This is a genomic window from Amycolatopsis ultiminotia (genome assembly GCF_039536925.1).
Taxonomy (GTDB): domain Bacteria; phylum Actinomycetota; class Actinomycetes; order Mycobacteriales; family Pseudonocardiaceae; genus Amycolatopsis; species Amycolatopsis ultiminotia.
On sequence record NZ_BAAAZN010000014.1, the window covers coordinates 26,078 to 39,566 of the forward strand.

Sequence of the window (13,489 nt, forward strand, 5' to 3'; positions counted from 1 at the left end):
GGCGCACGCTACCCGCCGAGGCCGGCTGCGGCGGCGATCCGGTCGCGGGACTCCAGCAGCCGGGTGCGCAGCCGTGGCAGGTCGAGGCCGAGCAGCCTGCCGTGCCGCTTGACCGCCTTGCCCGCCACGAAAACGCTGTCCACCACACCGGGGTGCCCGGCGGTGACGATGCCGGCGACCGGATCGTTCACCGGGAAGAGCGCCGGGTCCTGTGCGTCGAGCACGATCAGGTCGGCGTCCTTGCCGACGGTCAGGCTGCCGGTCCGGTCGCCGAGCCCGCAGGTACGGGCGCCGTCGATGGTGGCGAACTCCGCGACGTCGCGGGTGGTGAGCGTGCCGTCGAGGCCGCGTTGCACGGCGAGCGCGGTGCGCATCGCGGAGAACAGGTCACCACCGGCCGAGGGACAGTCGTCGACCGACAGCGACGGGCGGATCCCCGCGGCCAGCACCCGGCCGGTGATCGGTGCGCCGAAGCCCATCTTCACCTCGACGTCCGGGCTGATCGACACCGAACAGCCGGCGTCGGCGAGCATTGCGAGCTGATCGTCGGAGAGGCCGTTGCCGTGCACGACGGTCATGCGGTCGTCGAGCAGCCCGCGCTCGCGCATCTCGGCGACCGGCCGGTCTCCCCTCGGCCAGCCGGCGGTGCCGTGGATGTGCACGCTCACCCGGAGCCCGTGTTCCCGGGCCAGCGCGACATCGGCCGCGGTGGTGTCCATTGTGGTCAGAATCGGCCCGCGCAGGCCGAGCGCCATGGCCTCGCCGGGAAGCTGTGCGCGGATCCGGGTGATCTCGGCGGTGATGTCGGCATCCGCACCGTTGCCCGCTCCGTAACAGAAGATCGACCGCCCCGGTGCCTCCTGCAGCGCCTGGACGGCGGCATCGGCGTTCTCCGGCCGGTCGGAACAGTGGAACCAGTCGAGCATGGTGGTCACGCCCGCGTTGAGCGCCTCGATCCGGCCGAACAGGTTTCCCAGGTACACGTCGTCCGGGCGGTAGTGCGGCCGGATCCGCCCGTGCAGGATCGCGCGGTACTCGTCGAACGTCCAGTCCGTGCCGAGCCCGCGGAACGCGGTCTGCCAGGTGTGCCGGTGGGTGTCCACGAACCCGGGCGCCACGATCATGCCCGCCGCGTCCACGACCTCCGCGCCGTCCGCCTCGATCCGGGTGCCGACTGCGGCGATCCGGCCGTCCTCGACGAGCACGTCGCCCTCGGGGAAATCCCCGGTCGCCGGGTCCATGGTCACCACTGTGCCGCCTCGGATCAGTGTCTTCACGCAAGCGTCCTTTCGGCCGGAGTCGATCACCCGACCCTAGGCCCGCCAGAGTTGATGAGTCAACTCTTGGTGGTTGCGGCACTTTCGCGGATCTCGCCGAGGTGGCGGGCGAACTCACCGGCCCGCGCCGGGGTCAGCCGTGCTGCGGTGACGCGGATCCCGGGGGGCGCGGTGCTCGCCGCGGTCCGGAACGCCGAGCCGTCCCGGACCGACCAGCCCGCGTCCCGCAGTGCGGCGACCGTGCCGGCCGGGCCCTCCGGGGTCGGTACCCAGACGTTGAACCCGTCGGTGGGGAACGGGGTGTCGACGCCCGCGTCGGCCAGCTCGCGGCGGAGCAGGTCCACGCGTTCGGCGTAGCTGCGGCGCGCGTGGTCGAACGTCGCCGCCGTTTCGTCGGACTCGAGCAGTTCCACCACCAGCTGCTGCAGCAACCGGCTGACCCAGGTGGCTCCGGGACGCAGTCGCGTGCCGAGCCGTTCGGCGGTGTCCACATCGGACGCGACGGCCGCGACCCGCAGATCCGGGCCGAGGAACTTCGCCACCGAACGCACCAGCGCCCACCGCTGCGTCTGCGGCGGGGTGGCCCGGTGGTAGGGATTCCGGGAAATCGCGGAGAAGTGGTCGTCCTCGATCACCAGCACGTGCGGGTGATCGGCCAGTACGGAACGGATTTCACGGGCTCGCTCTGCGCTCAGGCTGACCCCGGTGGGGTTGTGCACGCGCGGGGTGAGCAGGACCGCCCGTGCGCCCGCGGACACCGCGGCGCGCAGGACACCCGGCGCCATGCCCTCGGCGTCCACCGGGACAGGCGCGGCCCGGAAACCGTTGAGCCGCAGCGTGCCCTCGCTCGCGTAGAAGCACGGGTCCTCCATCGCGACGAGGTCGCCCCTGGTCAGGTGTGCGACGAGCAGCCGCTCCACGGCGTCGACCGCGCCGTGGGTCACCGACACCTCGAACGGAACCTCGATCTGCGGTGTCCACGCGGTGCGCGCCCACTGCGCCAGGCGCGGCTCGACGGCCTGGCTGCCGTACATCTGCATGCGGTAGCCGAGCCGGGGCAGCACCGTGGTGACGTCCGGCAGCAACGCCGGATCGGGGTTGCCGCTGGAGAGGTCCACCAGCCCGGTGGTTGCGGACGTTTCGCCCTCGAGCCGGGGGAGTGCGCTGATCACCGTGCCGTGCCGCCCGCGGGTTTCCGCCACGCCTGCGGCGACCAGCATGCGGTAAGCGGCCGCAACGGTGTTGCGGTGCACCCCGAGTCCCGCGGCCAGTTCGCGGATCGGCGGCACCGGGTCGCCCGCCCGCAACCGTCCGGTGCCGACCAGATCGCGCACGCTCCGGCAGATCTCCCCCGCGGTCGTTCCGCTGATCGGTGCGCGCTCCGCGGCCCGGTCCGTCACCGGCCCAGTATGGCACGTGACAGTGCCCCGAACCGCGGCTACCGTGTTTGTCACGTGACAAAAATACCCTGAGGAGGCACGGTGTACCTGCCCCGCCAGTTCGAGGTTTCCGCCGAGGACACCGCGGCCCTGCTCGGCCGCGGCGGATTCGGCCACCTGGTCACGCCGGATCCGGACGGCGGCCTGGAGGTGACGTCGCTGCCGCTGCTCTACGACGCGGAGCGGCATGCGCTGGTCGGCCACCTGGCCCGGCCGAACCCGCAGTGGCGTTTCACCGGCGAAGCCGAGTCGGTGGCGATCATCCCCGGCGTGGACCCCTACGTGACCCGGGCGTACTACCCGAGCAGGCAGACGAGCGCGAAGGTGGTCCCGACCTGGAACTACACGGTGCTCACCGTGCACGGCCGGCTGCAGGCGCACGACGACCCGGACTGGCTGCTCGAGCACGTCACCCGGCTGACCGACCACCACGAAGCCGGCCGCGAAGCACCGTGGCGGGTTGCCGACGCCCCGGCGGACTTCGTCCGGGGGCAGCTGCAGGCCATCGTCGGCATCCAGCTGGAGATCACGCGGGTGGTGGCCAAGGAGAAGCTGAACCAGAACCGCACGGCGCAGGACCGGGCCGGCGTGGTGCGCGGGCTCGCGCAGGGCACCCGCCCGGAACAGGAGACCGCGGCCCGGATGGCCGCCCGCGGGCTGGACGACGAGTGAGCCGGCCCGGCTGTCAATGAGCTAATACGTATTAGTCCGGTGTTCGCGTGGATCGGACAGAACCGCGCGGAATGCTTGACGACGGCGGAATCCGCGCAGATCCTCGGCTAAACCGCATTAGCCCCGCAGGAGAGACGCGAGATGACCACCCGACGCCGGATGCCGAGGCAGGCCGACATCGCCCGGCTCGCCGGGGTGTCGCAGGCCGCGGTCTCGGTGGTGCTGGGCGGGAACCGGACGGTGCGGATGGCCGAGTCCACCCGCCGCCGGATCCTGGAGGTCGCGGAGGAACTCGGCTACGTGCCGCATCCGGTGGCCACCCGGCTCGCGCGTTCGCGGTCGAACCTGCTCGGCCTGTACACCTTCCGCGCCGCCTTCCCGACCGACGAGGCGGATGCCTACCACCCGATCCTGTCCGGTGTGGAGGAGGAGGCCGCGGCACTCGGCCAGGACCTCATCCTGTTCACCGGCACCGGCGGGCCGCAGGCCGCGCAGGAGGCCGCCATCCGCCGCACCCGGATGGCCGACGGCTGCCTGTTCTTCGGCAGGCACGTGCCGGAGGACCCGGTGTCCCGGCTCGTCGACGCAGGCTTCCCGCTCGTCTACATCGGACGGCGGCCGGAGCTCGGCGGCCGGATCCCGTTCGTCGGCGCGGATTACGTGAGCGCTTCCGCCCAGGTGCTGCAACGGCTGCTCGGCCTCGGGCACCGGGAGATCCGCTACGTCCGGGAGCCGGACGTGGCACCGTCCTCGGAGGACCGGCAACTCGGCGTGCTGCGTGCCGCACCCCGGACCGGGATCGTGCGGCTCGAGGGTGCGCAGCTGCCGGTCGCCACGGTGCGCGGCTGGCTGGCCGAGGGCGTCACCGCAGTGGTGGTGGAGGGCACCGACACCGGAACGGCCTACCGGTCCGTACGCGCGGCACTCGACGCGGCCGGACTGTCCACTCCGGACGATCTGTCCCTTGCGGTGCTCGGCGGTCCGCCGGGGGTGAGCGGCTTCGAGGTGCCCATGCGGGAGATGGGCAGGCGGGCGGTACGGCTGCTGGTCGACCTCGTCACCGCAGCCAAGAGCACACCGCAGCAGCTGCTGCGGTGCCCATCGGTGGCCGGCTCGCAGGTCGGCCCACCACGATCCGGATAGGACCGAGCATGCCCGAAATCGGCACCGAGATCCTCGTCGCGGGCGGCGGGGTCGGCGGCGTCGCCGCCGCGCTGGCCGCCGCATCGGCGGGACATCGCGTCGTGCTGACCGAGGAAACCGACTGGCTCGGCGGCCAGTTCACCGCGCAGGCGGTGCCTCCGGACGAGAACCCGTGGATCGAGCGGTTCGGCGCCACCGCGGCCTACCGCCGCTTTCGCGCGGGGGTGCGCGACTACTACCGGCAGCACTACCCGCTTCGCGGCGAAGCGGCCGCGCTGCCCGAGCTGAACCCCGGCGCGGGCCGGGTCAGCAAGCTGTGCCACGAACCTCGGGTGGCGCTCGCCGTGCTGGAGGCGATGCTGGCACCACACCGCGCGGCCGGCCGCGTCACTGTCCTGCTGGGACACCGTCCGGTCGCCGCGGAGGTGACCGGAGACCGGGTCGACGCCATCACCTTGGCGGGGCCCGCCGGGGACCGGGTCACGGTGCGGGCGCAGTACGTCCTCGACGCGACGGAAAACGGCGACCTGCTGCCGCTGACCGGAACCGAATTCGCCGTCGGTGCCGAAGCACAGGCCGAACACGGCGAACCGCACGCCCCGGAGAAGGCGGATCCCGGCAATCTGCAAGGGATCACGTACTGCCTGGCGCTGTCGCACCACGCGGGGGAGGACCACACGATCGACCGGCCCGAGATGTACCGGTTCTGGCGCGAGTACACACCGGCGTTCTGGCCCGGTCCGCTGCTCGGTTTCCTCGCGCCGGACCCGCGTTCGCTGGAACCGGTCCCGCGTACTTTCGACCCGAACCCGGAAACCGATCCGCTGGCGATCAGCGCGGACCAGAGTGCCGACGCCGGTGACAAGGAACTGTGGGGCTTCCGCCGGATCCTCGCCCGCAAGCTGCACCGGCCCGGCGCCTTCGACTCCGACATCACGCTGGTGAACTGGCCGCTCAACGACTACTGGCTGCGGCCCGCGGTCGAGATCGAGGGCGTGAGCACCGCCGAGGACGTGGCGCGGGCGCACCACGAAGCCAAACAGCTGTCGCTTTCGGTGCTGCACTGGCTGCAGACCGAGGCGCCCCGGCTCGACGGCGGGACCGGATTCCCCGGACTGCGGCTGCGCCCGGACGTGGTCGGCACCGACGACGGGCTCGCGAAGTCCGCCTACGTCCGCGAGGCCCGGCGGATCCGGGCGGTGACCACGATCGTCGAGCAGGACGTGTCGCTGGAGCTGCTCGGGCCGACCGGGCGCAAGCGCCGGGAGGATTCCGTCGGGATCGGCAGCTACCGGCTCGACCTGCACCCCTCGACCGCGGGTGACACCTATGTGGACATTCCCAGTGTCCCGTTCGAACTGCCGCTCGGCGCACTGCTGCCGCAGCGGATGCGGAACCTGCTGCCCGCGGGCAAGAACATCGGCACGACGCACATCACCAACGGCTGCCACCGCCTGCACCCCGTGGAGTGGAACGTGGGCGAGGTCGCCGGCCATCTCGCGGGATTCGCACTGCGCGAGGGCACCGAGCCGCACCAGGTCCGGGAGGATCCGGCGCGGCGCACGGAATTCGAGCGGTTGCTGGACCGCGCCGGCGTCGAACGGCGCTGGCCCGAGGTCCGCGGCTACTGATCCCTTACCACAGCAGGAGGTACGGACAATGCCGTCCCGTTCCGGTCCGGTGCGCATCGGCGTCGACGTCGGGGGCACGTTCACCGACGCGGTCGCCGTCGACGCACGGTCGTTCGAGCTGCTCGGACAGGTGAAGGTGCCGACCAGTCACGACCACGAAGACGGGGTGGCGCACGGCATCCTGGAGGCGCTGGAGAAGCTGCAGGCGGATGCCGGCATCGGCGCCAACGACGTGTCGTTCCTCGCGCACGGCACCACCCAGGCCACCAACGCGCTGCTCGAAGGGGACGTGGCCACGGTCGGCATTGCCGGTGTCGGCACCGGCTTCGACGGTTTCGCCACCCGGCGGCTGGCTTCGCTGGGGAAGATGGAGCTCGCGCCGGGCCGGAAGCTTCCGGTGCGGTTCGCCCCCGCGCATACCCCGGCGGACGCGGGTGCGGCGGTCGAAACCCTGGTCCGGCAGGGCGCGGAGGTGATCGTCGCGGTCGAACCGTTCAGTGTGGACGATCCCGAAGGGGAACGTGCGGTCGTTTCCGCGGCGCGGGAACGAGACGTGCTCGCCACGGCCACGCACGAGATCACCAGCCTGTACGGGCTGACCAAGCGGGCACGCACGGCGGTGCTCAACGCCGGCATCATGCCGCGCATGGTTTCGACCGCTGATCTGGTCGAGGCCAGTGTGCGCCGTGCGGGCATCACCGCGCCGTTGATGGTGGTGCGTGGCGACGGCGGGGTCATGTCGTTGCCGGAGATGCGGCACCGTCCACTGTTGACAGCGCTGTCCGGTCCCGCTGCCGGGGTGGCCGGCGCGCTGATGGGCGAGAAGCTCAGCGAAGGCCTCTTCCTGGAGACCGGCGGCACGTCGACGGACATCAGTGTGGTCCGCCGCGGCCGGGTCCAGGTGCGGCACGCGCACCTCGGCGGACGCGAGACCTACCTGCCCGCGCTCGACGTTCGCACGGTCGGCATCGGCGGTGGCTCCTTGGTCCGCTTCTCCGGAAGCGCGGTGACTGCCGTCGGTCCTCGCAGCGCGCACATCGCGGGTCTGCCGTATGCGTGTTTCGCTCCGGCGTCCGCATTGACCGGGGCGAAGCTGGTCACCGTCTCGCCGCAGCCGGACGATCCCGCCGACTACGTCGCTCTGGACACTGTGGACGGACGTCGGTACGCGCTCACTCTGACCTGCGCGGCCAACGCGCTCGGCGTGGTTCCCGTCGGTTCGTACGCGGTGGCCGAGCCGGACGCCGCACGGCTGGCACTGCAGCCGCTCGCGGCGGCGTTGGGCACGTCGGTCGAGCAGGCCGCCAGGACGGTGCTCGGCCGCGCGGTGAAGCCGGTCCGGTCGGTGGTCGAGGACCTGGTCCGGGAGTATCGTCTGGACAGTCCCGCGCTGGTCGGCGGCGGCGGCGGAGCGGCCGCGGTCACCCCGTTCCTCGGCGTCGAATCCGGGCACGAGTGGCGGATCGCGGCGCACGCCGAGGTGATCAGCCCGCTCGGTGCGGCGCTGGCACTGGTGCGGGAATCGGTCGAACGGATCGTGCCCGGCCCGTCGGACGCGGACATCCTCGCGGTGCGGACGGAAGCCGAATCGGCGGTGGTCGGCCAGGGCGCCGATCCGGCGGGCGTCGAGGTGGAGGTCACCGTCGACCCGCAGCGCAACCTGATCCGGGCGATCGCGACCGGATCGACCGAACTGCGCACCAAGGACCGGGCATCCACTGTGGACGAAGAGGCGGTGCGTGCCGCGGTGGCCCGCAGCGTCGGCGTCGCTCCGGCCGAGGTGCACGAGCTGGCCTCGACCGCGTACCACCGGGTGCTCGGCGCGCGGGCGCGCAGGCGAGGACTGCTCGGGCGGTTCGGCGCACCTGTCGAACAGGTGCGCGTGGTCGACGGCGAAGGGGTGCTTCGCCTGCACAGCACCGGTGCGGTGGTCGACCGGACCGACGTGGGATCCGCGCAGGCACGCGTGGCCGAACTCGTCGATCGGCACACCCGTTACGGCGACGGCGGTTCCCGTGCCCCGGCCGTGTGGCTCCTGGTGGGTCCGAAGATCGCGGACCTGTCCGGGGTGCTGGACCGGGACCAGCTGATCGCACTGGCCGGAGCGGAACTGAAGACCCGCGCGACCGACGAGCCGTTGGTCGTCATACTGGAGGACCGTACATGAGCGACGTCGACCTGGCCGTCCGGCTGTTGCGGGCGACGCCGACCCACGAGAACCGCGCCGAACCGCAGCTGCGCGAGTGGGCGGAGACCGCGCTGGCCTACGGCGACGAACTGGCCGCCACCGGCGAGGACGATGGCGTCCGGGTCGTGGAACGCGAAGGCGGCGCCGGCAAACGGGAGCTGCTGCTCGCCGAGCACCACCACGGCACCGTCACCGTCTATTCCGATTCCCTGCAGAAAGTCGAGGAACTGGCCAGAGCCAAGGGCTGGCCGGTCACCCGTGAGGCACTGCGCCGGGCAGCCGTCGAGCACGAAATCGCGCACCACCGGCTCGACGTGCGCGAGCTGAACCGCAGGCTCGGCCACACCGCGATCCGGTTCGGATGCCTCCGGGTGCGCGGGCACGTGGCCGGTGCCGAGGAAATCGCCGCGCACCGGTTCGCGCACCGCCGCAGCGGCCTTGCCGTGAGCCCGCTGCTGATCACCACCGCGCTCGCGGGAGGGAAGTGACCGATGGGTATCGCGATTCTGGTTCTGATGGCGGTCGGGGTGGTGCTGATGCTCACCCGGGTGCTGCCGACGGCGTTCGCGCTGGTGTTCCTGGCGATCGGCATCGCGCTGCTGGCCGGTGCCCCGTTCAGCGGCGAGCAGGACAGCATCCTGACCAGCGTGCTGGAGACCGGTTCGGCGGCACTGGCGGCCACCATGCTCGCCGTGCTGCTCGGTTCCTGGCTCGGCACGCTGATGGACGAGACGGGCATCGCCGGCACCCTGGTGCGCAAGATCGTGGAGTTCGGCGGGGAACGTCCGTCGATCGTCGCGCTCGGCGTGTTCGCGGTCTCGATCCTGTGCGGCAGCATCACCGGTTCGGCGCCGGCGGCGATGCTCGCCGGGGTGGTCGGCATCCCGGCGATGATCGCGGTCGGGGTACGCCCGGTCGCCGCGGGCGGCACCGTGCTGATGGGCATCTCCGCGGGCTCGCCGCTGGAACTGCCGGTGTGGCAGTTCCTTTCCGACGCGCTCGGTGCGCCGGTCGCGGACGTCAAGGCGATCATGATCAAGCTGTTCCCGATGGCGCTCGTGGTGGGCATCGTCTACGTGTTCGTCCAAACGCGACGCGGTGCACGGCATGCCTGGGCGGTGAAGCTGGACCGGCCGAAGGCGCGCGTCCGCCGCGGAGACGCGCCTTGGTACGCGTTGATCACCCCGCTCGTGCCGATCGTGCTGGCGCTGGGGCTCGCGGTGCCGATCGTGCCCTCGCTGCTGGCCGGGGTGGTCTACGCGCTGGTGACCACCACGAAGTGGGGCGAGCTCAACGGCAGGGCACTGCGTTCGCTGTACCGGGCGTTCCAGGTGGCGGCGCCGCCGATCGCGCTCTTCGTGGCGATCGGCATGCTGCTGGCCGCGGTGAAACTGCCCGGCGCGAAGAACGCGCTGACCCCGATCGTGGCCGCGATCAGCCCGTCCGGCGCACTGTGGTTCGTGGTGGTCTTCGTGCTCCTCGTCCCGCTGTGCCTGTTCCGCGGGCCGCTCAACGTGTTCGGCCTCGGCGCCGGGGTGGCCGGCGTACTGGTGACCGGCGGGATCTACCCGCTGCCCGCGGTGGTCGGGCTGATGGCCTCCTACAACCAGGTCTTCAGCGTTTCCGACCCGACGAGCACCCAGACGGTCTGGGCGGCCCAGTACGCCGGCGTGCGCCCGGAGCGCGCGATGCTCTCCACCCTGCCTTACACCTGGGTGGTCGCGCTGGGCGGCATGGTGCTCACGGCGGTGTCCTACCTGTGAGCACTCAGACCCCGCCGGCCAGCTGTTCGCCGAGGTAGAGGAACGCGCCGATACCGTGGAAATCGTTGGTGGCACGCGGGCGCGCGAGGTAGAACGCGGCGTCGCCGACGTTGGTCCCGACCCCGACTTCGGTGATCTTGGTGCTGCCGTCGTCGGCGATCGAAACGCGGTCGCGGACTCCGGCGTAGCCCCGGTCGACCACGGGCTGGTACTCGGCTCCGAGGTAACCCTGCTGGATCGCCCTGGACAAGGTGTAGGTGTACAGGCTCGAGGACGAGGTCTCGGTCCAGTTCCCGGCCAGCTTCGGCTTGACCGGCAGCTGGAACCACCGCCCGGTCGCCGGGTCCTGCCAGGTGCGGTACCCGTCGGCGAGGAAGGCCGTGATGTCGACCAGTTTGTCCCGGTCGGGTGCGGTCTTCGGCAGGGTGTCGAGCACTTCCACCGTCGCCGCGCCGAACCAGCCGACCGCGCGGCACCACACCTCGGGTGAATGACCGTCCGCGTCGGACCACGGCTGCGCGTGTTTTTCGTCGTACGCGTGGTAAAGCATGCCGTCCGGGTGCCGCAGGTGTCCGAAGTAGAGGTTCAGCTGCTTCACTGCTTCGGCACTTGCCGAGGAATCCCCGGTCGCCACTGCGTAGTTCGCGAGGAACGGGGTGACCATGAAGGCGCCGTCCGCCCACAGCTGACCGCTGAGGCCGGTATTGTGGATGAAGGCGCCGTCGGAGGTCCGGGGGTAGCTCTTGAGCCGATCGTGAATGCGCTGCGCGGCCAGCGTGTAGCGGTGGTCGCCGGTTTCCTTGGCCAGCACGAGGAAGACGTTTCCGATGAACATGCTGTCCAGTGAGTCGTAGGCGACTCCGGTGTCACCGTCGGTGGAGACCTTCGCGGTGCCCCACGCCTTCAGGTAATCGAGGTACCGTTGGTCGTGCGTGCGCTGGTAAAGGCGATAAATGCCCAGCAGGACCAGTCCGTCGGGGTAGTTGAGCCCGATCTTCGCGGCAGGATGCGCGGCCATTGTCGAATCGGCGACCGCGCGGGACAGATCGGTCCGGTCCGCGGCGGACGCGGACACCGCGGGGCTCAGCAGTCCCAACATGACGAGAACGGTGCAGATCAGCCGTAAGACAGTACGGATTCCCAATGCGACCAGCTCCTTTTCCGGCAGTTCGAGGGGCGGGTACCGGTGGCGGCGGGGGCCGGTTACCCGAGTACGACCGTGATCTTCGGAGCGTTTGTCCGGAATGGTCAACCGCCCATCGGGGAAAGCGACCGGACAGAAAACCGGACTTTTCCCGGATATACCCGCGCGCGCCGAGGAACGGGACAGTTTCCTCCGCCGAGAGGGACTAATACGTATTAGGCCCTTGTCCGGTGCGGCCGCCGGGCTTACCGTCCAGCGCGATCGGCGAACAAAGGAGGGGACAATGGTTCTGTCGAGGCGTGGGATGCTGCTCGGAACGGCCGGACTGGGGGCGGCGCTCGGTGTGGGCGCGGTTGTTCCGGGCACCGCGGCCGCCGGGATCGCGCCACCTGCCGGTCCCTTTCCGGCACTGCCGCCGCTGCCCGGCGGAGCGCCGGTGCGCGCGCAGTTCGAGCCGCTGGAGCAGCGATTCGGCCCGTATCTGGCGATTCTGCCCGGGATGGTCAACGACGTCGAGGTCGACGACGCGGCGACCCGCGGCTTCCTCGGCGGCGGGTGGTGGCGCACCCCGTCCGTGCCGACCAACTCGCGGGTGCAGGAGCACGTGTTCACCTTCAGCTGGTTCCTCGCGAACGAACGCGAGTGGAATCCGTACTCCGGCAGCGTCCCGCTGCGCAACCGGCTCGACGCGGCCATCGCGCACTACCTCGGGCTGCAGCACGACGACGGATCGTGGCCGGAGTACAGCGCCGCGGAGAAATCCAAGGCGGCCACCGGCTTCGGGATCGGTTACCTCGCCAAGACACTGGCGAACCTCCGGCAGGCGAACGCGCTGCCGGAGCGCCGCGGGGAAATCGGCACCGCGCTGAAAAAGGGCATGACCTGGTTCCTCAACCCGGACAACCCGATCTGGGAATCGCCGGTCCACTACGCGAACCAGAACGCGTCCGGCCTGGCCAGTGCGACGCTGGCGCTGAAGCTCGATCCGGACGCCGCGCTGCAGAAGAAGCTCGCCGACCGGATCGGCTTCCTCGCCGCGCACGGGCAGAGCCCGGCCGGCTTCTTCTACGAGCCGACCGGCATGGACATCAACTACAACTTCGAGGTGATGCTGCCGGAGATCGCCGAGATCCACGTGCTCACCGGCGACCGGACCGTGGTGTCCATGGCCGGGAAGTTCGCGAAATGGTTCGGCTACAACGTGCTGCGTGAACCGGACGGCACCGGCTCGCTGACCTACGTCGGGATGTCCGCGCGTACCACGGTCACCGGTTACGACGACGTGGTGGCGGATCCCGACCGCACCGATCTCGCGTCGGTCTTCGTACCGGAGGTTCCCGCGCTCGCACCGTTCTTCACCTCCGCCGAGGACCGGGCCGCCACCCGCGAAGCCTGGCGGACCGATCCCTCGCCGGCGCCGCCACTGGCCAAACAGGACACTTCCCCGCGGATCATCGCGCATGCGCCCTACGGCGAGAAGCTGCCCTCCGCCGCGGTGAAAAAGCAGGCGATCCAGCAGCTGCCGTATCTGAGCAGCAAGGATTTCGCGGTGCAGCGTAAGGACACCGCCACCGAACAGACCTATGTGTACGTGCGCCGTCCGGCGCTGTACCTCGCCGCGTTCTTCGGCGAGCGGCCTTCCCAGTACGCGCGGGGCTCGGCCGGGCTGTTGTGGCATCCGGAGGCGGGCACGATCGTGCAGAGCCAGCAGGACGACGCCTCCTGCTGGGCGAGCGTGCTGCCCAGCGGCAGCCCGGACGCGCGCGGTCTGCTGACCGCGAGCTACCGGGTCGGCGACCGGGACTGGAACGGTGACCGGATCGTCCCCGGATCGGCTCCGGTCACTGTGGACTATGCGCTGGACAGCCGGATCCGCACCAAGCTCACCCTCACGAAGAACACCGTCACCCGCGCGGTCAAGGGCACCACCGCCCTCACCGAACAGGTGCCGCTGGTGCTGAAGCCGACGGATTCGGTCAGCTTTGCCGACGGCTCCCCGGCCGGGTTCGGCAAGACCTCGTCGGCGACCACCGATGCGCTGGTGATCCGGCGCGGGGACACCACGATCCGGATCGGCTGGGGCACCGCGCTGGCCGCGAAGGTGGTTGCCACCGACGTTACGATCCTGCGCGAGGGCGGCCGTCGGCTGCACGTCCTGCGCGTGCCGCACCCGGGGACCCTCACCACGACGATCACCCTGGGCTGAGCTTCGACCACGCCGTTCTCGAAGGG

General features: G+C 70.8%; 10 protein-coding genes. 7 read left to right on the forward strand and 3 right to left on the reverse strand.

What is annotated here, in order from left to right:
• Nucleotides 1-8: 8 nt before the first annotated feature.
• Both ABD793_RS28360 and ABD793_RS28365 read right to left on the reverse strand, forming a co-directional pair.
• Nucleotides 9-1,277 carry an amidohydrolase family protein gene (locus ABD793_RS28360; protein ID WP_344865437.1) on the reverse strand — a complete coding sequence of 423 codons (1,269 nt, stop codon included), beginning with the start codon at nucleotides 1,275-1,277 and terminating at the stop codon, nucleotides 9-11.
• Nucleotides 1,278-1,336: 59 nt separating this feature from the next.
• Nucleotides 1,337-2,677 (reverse strand): aminotransferase class I/II-fold pyridoxal phosphate-dependent enzyme, encoded by a 1,341-nt coding sequence (locus ABD793_RS28365; protein WP_344865439.1) that lies wholly within the window; start codon nucleotides 2,675-2,677, stop codon nucleotides 1,337-1,339.
• A gap of 81 nt (nucleotides 2,678-2,758) precedes the next feature.
• Here ABD793_RS28365 and ABD793_RS28370 point away from each other — a divergent pair, with 81 nt between their 5' ends.
• The 6 genes from ABD793_RS28370 to ABD793_RS28395 all read left to right on the forward strand — a co-directional run bounded on the left by ABD793_RS28370 (nucleotide 2,759) and on the right by ABD793_RS28395 (nucleotide 10,113).
• Complete coding sequence (locus ABD793_RS28370) at nucleotides 2,759-3,388, forward strand: FMN-binding negative transcriptional regulator (RefSeq protein WP_344865441.1); 630 nt, start codon at nucleotides 2,759-2,761, stop codon at nucleotides 3,386-3,388.
• Between the two features lie 141 nt (nucleotides 3,389-3,529).
• Nucleotides 3,530-4,531: a LacI family DNA-binding transcriptional regulator gene (locus ABD793_RS28375; protein ID WP_344865443.1), complete on the forward strand. Its 1,002-nt coding sequence runs from the start codon at nucleotides 3,530-3,532 to the stop codon at nucleotides 4,529-4,531.
• An 8-nt stretch (nucleotides 4,532-4,539) separates the two neighbouring features.
• On the forward strand, nucleotides 4,540-6,162 hold the full coding sequence (locus ABD793_RS28380; protein WP_344865445.1) for an FAD-dependent oxidoreductase: 1,623 nt from the start codon (nucleotides 4,540-4,542) through the stop codon (nucleotides 6,160-6,162).
• A gap of 28 nt (nucleotides 6,163-6,190) precedes the next feature.
• On the forward strand, nucleotides 6,191-8,329 hold the full coding sequence (locus ABD793_RS28385) for a hydantoinase/oxoprolinase family protein (protein ID WP_344865448.1): 2,139 nt from the start codon (nucleotides 6,191-6,193) through the stop codon (nucleotides 8,327-8,329).
• Nucleotides 8,326-8,838, forward strand: coding sequence for a hypothetical protein (locus ABD793_RS28390; RefSeq protein WP_344865450.1), 513 nt, complete (start codon nucleotides 8,326-8,328; stop codon nucleotides 8,836-8,838). The genes ABD793_RS28385 and ABD793_RS28390 overlap by 4 nt, the downstream gene beginning before the upstream one ends.
• A 3-nt stretch (nucleotides 8,839-8,841) precedes the next feature.
• A complete protein-coding gene (locus tag ABD793_RS28395) occupies nucleotides 8,842-10,113 on the forward strand; it encodes a TRAP transporter large permease (RefSeq protein ID WP_344865452.1) in 1,272 nt (423 codons plus the stop codon).
• Nucleotides 10,114-10,117: 4 nt separating this feature from the next.
• On the opposite strand, the gene ABD793_RS28400 is transcribed toward ABD793_RS28395, so the two are convergent.
• Nucleotides 10,118-11,212: a glycoside hydrolase family 88/105 protein gene (locus ABD793_RS28400; protein WP_344865454.1), complete on the reverse strand. Its 1,095-nt coding sequence runs from the start codon at nucleotides 11,210-11,212 to the stop codon at nucleotides 10,118-10,120.
• A gap of 328 nt (nucleotides 11,213-11,540) precedes the next feature.
• Between ABD793_RS28400 and ABD793_RS28405 the strand changes: the two genes are divergently transcribed.
• A complete protein-coding gene (locus ABD793_RS28405; protein ID WP_344865456.1) occupies nucleotides 11,541-13,463 on the forward strand; it encodes a hypothetical protein in 1,923 nt (640 codons plus the stop codon).
• Nucleotides 13,464-13,489: the final 26 nt, after the last annotated feature.

What these genes read in the sequence shown, in the direction of transcription:
- ABD793_RS28375 (WP_344865443.1), top strand. Translation starts at nt 3,530, where the DNA reads ATGACCACCCGACGCCGGATGCCGAGGCAGGCCGACATCGCCCGGCTC.
- ABD793_RS28405 (WP_344865456.1), top strand. Translation starts at nt 11,541, where the DNA reads ATGGTTCTGTCGAGGCGTGGGATGCTGCTCGGAACGGCCGGACTGGGG.
- ABD793_RS28380 (WP_344865445.1), top strand. Translation starts at nt 4,540, where the DNA reads ATGCCCGAAATCGGCACCGAGATCCTCGTCGCGGGCGGCGGGGTCGGC.
- ABD793_RS28395 (WP_344865452.1), top strand. Translation starts at nt 8,842, where the DNA reads ATGGGTATCGCGATTCTGGTTCTGATGGCGGTCGGGGTGGTGCTGATG.
- ABD793_RS28385 (WP_344865448.1), top strand. Translation starts at nt 6,191, where the DNA reads ATGCCGTCCCGTTCCGGTCCGGTGCGCATCGGCGTCGACGTCGGGGGC.
- ABD793_RS28400 (WP_344865454.1), bottom strand. Translation starts at nt 11,212, where the DNA reads ATGTTGGGACTGCTGAGCCCCGCGGTGTCCGCGTCCGCCGCGGACCGG.
- ABD793_RS28390 (WP_344865450.1), top strand. Translation starts at nt 8,326, where the DNA reads ATGAGCGACGTCGACCTGGCCGTCCGGCTGTTGCGGGCGACGCCGACC.